This is a genomic window from Synechococcus sp. W60.3 (genome assembly GCF_047502615.1).
In the GTDB taxonomy this organism is placed as follows: Bacteria; Cyanobacteriota; Cyanobacteriia; order Thermostichales; family Thermostichaceae; genus Thermostichus.
Genome location: NZ_JANSHJ010000022.1, coordinates 43,971 through 46,637 on the forward strand (window position 1 = coordinate 43,971; position 2,667 = coordinate 46,637).

The following is a 2,667-nucleotide window of genomic DNA, read 5'->3' on the forward strand; positions in this document are numbered from 1 at the left end:
ACCCCCGACATCCGGTTTTGGAGACCGACGTTCTACCAACTGAACTAAGGACGCATTGGCCAAAGGTTACACCCGCTTACCCAGTGTAGCAGGTACACCCACCTTTCAAAGAAGCTGTTCCTTGCTATCCGCACTCTCTGTCTTGGCCTTGATACGAGTGGCTTTGCCCACCCGATCCCGCAAATAGAACAGCTTGGCCCGACGCACTTTACCCCGCCGCAGCACCTGAATCGACTCGATGCGCGGGGAGTGAATGAGGAAAACCCGCTCCACACCGATCCCTTGGAAAACCTTGCGCACCGTAATGGTGCGGTTGATACCGGAGTGGCGCATGGCAATGACCGTGCCCTCAAAGGCTTGTACCCGCTCCTTGCCCCCCTCTTGAATGCGAACTCCCACCCGTACCTGATCGCCAACCCGAATCTCCGGCAGATCCGGCTTCATCTGGGCAGCTTCAATGGAGCGGATGATCTCCTCAGCGTTGATGCGAACGTTCATGGCCTTCCCGCGCTACCGGCAGTTAACCATGGTAACAATCGTCGCTGTTTTTTGTACAGAGCTGGCCGACATAGAGCTCAAGAGGTGGGAGACTGTGTTTACGCTTCCCCCATTTTTCCAATAGGCTAGACAAAGATAAAGCTTTTGTTACAAACGGGAGACTTTTGTGATCCTGCACACCGATGAGCCCAAGACGGGATCCCTGTCTACTCCCAGGCCTGCAGATCAGCCTCTGCCCCAGAGCAAACCCCGCCCCAAGAGATTTCCCTTCGGTTGGATGCTCTTGGGCTTGCTGTTGGCCGGCCTAGGGGGCAGCGGTCTCCTGATCCAGCGTCAGCTGCAGCAGCAGAGGGCAGAACGGCTGGAAAGATTGACGGTACCGGTTCAAGTGGTGGATCTGACCCAACGCCTGCGGGTGAGCGGCCAGGTGCAGCCGCTCCGCCAGGTGAATGTCAGCCCTCGCGAGTCGGGTCGCCTGGCGGAACTGTTGGTGGATCAGGGAGATGAAGTGGTGGCAGGGCAGTTATTGGCCCGGATGGACTACGGCGATCTCGCCAGTGGCATTCGCCAAGCCCAAGCCCGCATTCAAGAGCTGCAAGCCCGTCTAGCGGAGCAACAGGCCGGAGAGCGCCCCCAGGTGATCGCGGCGGCCCAGGCCAGGGTGGATGCTGCCCGGTCGCAGGTGGACTTGGCCCAGAGGGAGTTAGAGCGCATCCAGGCCCTGGTGCAGGCGGGGGTAGTAGCCCGCAGCGAGCTGGATCAACGCTCGGCCCGCCTGGAACAAGCGCAAGCGGATTTGCGAGCTGCTCAACAGGAGTTGGAGCGATTGCAACTGGGGAGCCGCCCGGAAACCCTACAGCAAATTCAAGCCCAAATTGCCCAGGCACAAGCCGAGCTGGCCCAACGGCAATCCCGGTTGGCTGACACCGAAGTCCGCGCCCCCTTTTCCGGTGTGGTGGTGCAGCGCTTTGCCGAGGTGGGATCCTTTGTAGCTCCCACAACAGCAGCTTCCGATGCCACCGCAGCTTCTTCCAGTTCCATTTTGGCGCTGGCTCAGGGAATTGAGGTGCGGGCAGAAGTGCCAGAAGCCCAGATTGCCCAGGTGCGGGTGGGTCAGCCGGTGGAGATCCGCTCCCTGGCCTACCCCGACCGCCTGGTGCAGGGGCGGGTGAAGCGGATTGCGCCTGCTACCGTGGTGGTGCGGGAGGTAACCGTCTTCCGCGTCTTCGTTGAGCCGGAACCCGGAGCTGACTTTTTGCGCACCGGCATGACTGTTTCGGTGGATTTCATTGGGGATCCCCAGCCTCAGGCTCTGACGGTGCCCTCAGTGGCTATCCTCCGGGAGGAAAGCCAGGAAGGCGTGCTCCTGCTGGATCCCCAAAGCCGGCAACCTGTCTATCGCCGCGTGGAAACGGGCATCACTCAGGGTGGAGTTACCCAAATCCTCTCTGGTCTGCAGGCAGGGGATCGGGTCTTTACTGCCCTGCCTCCTGGGGTGAACCTAGAGACTTTGATTAAAAGAGCGGAGCAACAGCCATGAGCCTGGCAACGGCGGCCAAAATGGCCTGGCAAATGGTGCGACGACATCGCCTGCGCACCGGGCTGAGCATGCTCGGGATCCTCATCGGCAATGCGGCGGTGGTGGCCATTGCCGGATTTGGCTATGCTGCCCAAGAGATGGCAGTGGATCAATTTCGCTCTCTGGGCACCAACTTGCTGATCGTCTTTTCGGCCAACTTGGGCCTGGTCGATGCCGGCAACATCCGCCCCCTCACCTTGGAGGATGTACGGGCTATTGCGGCGGAAGTGCCTGCCGTGTCAGCAGCCGTCCCCAGCCTGGGCACCAATGTGCGCGCTGTGCGAGGTGGAGTGGATCGCCGCTATGAGGCCACCGGCACTTGGCCGGAGTACTTGTCGGTCTTGAACCTGGAGATCGAGGCAGGCCGCTTTCTCTTGCCCTCCGACATCGAGGAACAGCGCCCGGTGGTGGTGCTGGGCAGCGATGCCGCCAGCCAGTTGTTCGGCCTGGATCCCGCCGCTGCTATTGGGGAGACCGTCCTGCTGAACAACTTGCCCTTCGAGGTGATCGGCACTTTGCGCTCGAAGCCGACGGTGTTTGGCAACAGCGATGCCGGAGTGTTTCTGCCGGTGGACGTGGTGGCCAATCGG

3 protein-coding genes are annotated in these 2,667 nt (G+C 60.9%); 2 read left to right on the plus strand and 1 reads right to left on the minus strand.

Annotated features, from left to right (window positions below):
* Positions 1-105: 105 nt before the first annotated feature.
* On the minus strand, positions 106-498 hold the full coding sequence (gene rplS, locus NW846_RS08935) for a 50S ribosomal protein L19 (RefSeq protein ID WP_414515783.1): 393 nt from the start codon (positions 496-498) through the stop codon (positions 106-108).
* 166 nt (positions 499-664) lie between these two features.
* Between rplS and NW846_RS08940 the strand changes: the two genes are divergently transcribed.
* Together NW846_RS08940 and NW846_RS08945 are read left to right on the plus strand one after the other, a co-directional pair.
* Positions 665-2,038, plus strand: a complete 1,374-nt coding sequence (locus tag NW846_RS08940) for an efflux RND transporter periplasmic adaptor subunit (protein ID WP_414329040.1) — start codon at positions 665-667, stop codon at positions 2,036-2,038.
* The coding region (locus NW846_RS08945) for an ABC transporter permease (protein WP_414515785.1) at positions 2,035-2,667 on the plus strand (633 nt) is incomplete at its 3' end. The genes NW846_RS08940 and NW846_RS08945, both read left to right, overlap by 4 nt.

Bases quoted from the DNA above. Each gene is read 5' to 3' on its own strand.
- rplS (WP_414515783.1), bottom strand. From the start codon at position 498: ATGAACGTTCGCATCAACGCTGAGGAGATCATCCGCTCCATTGAAGCT.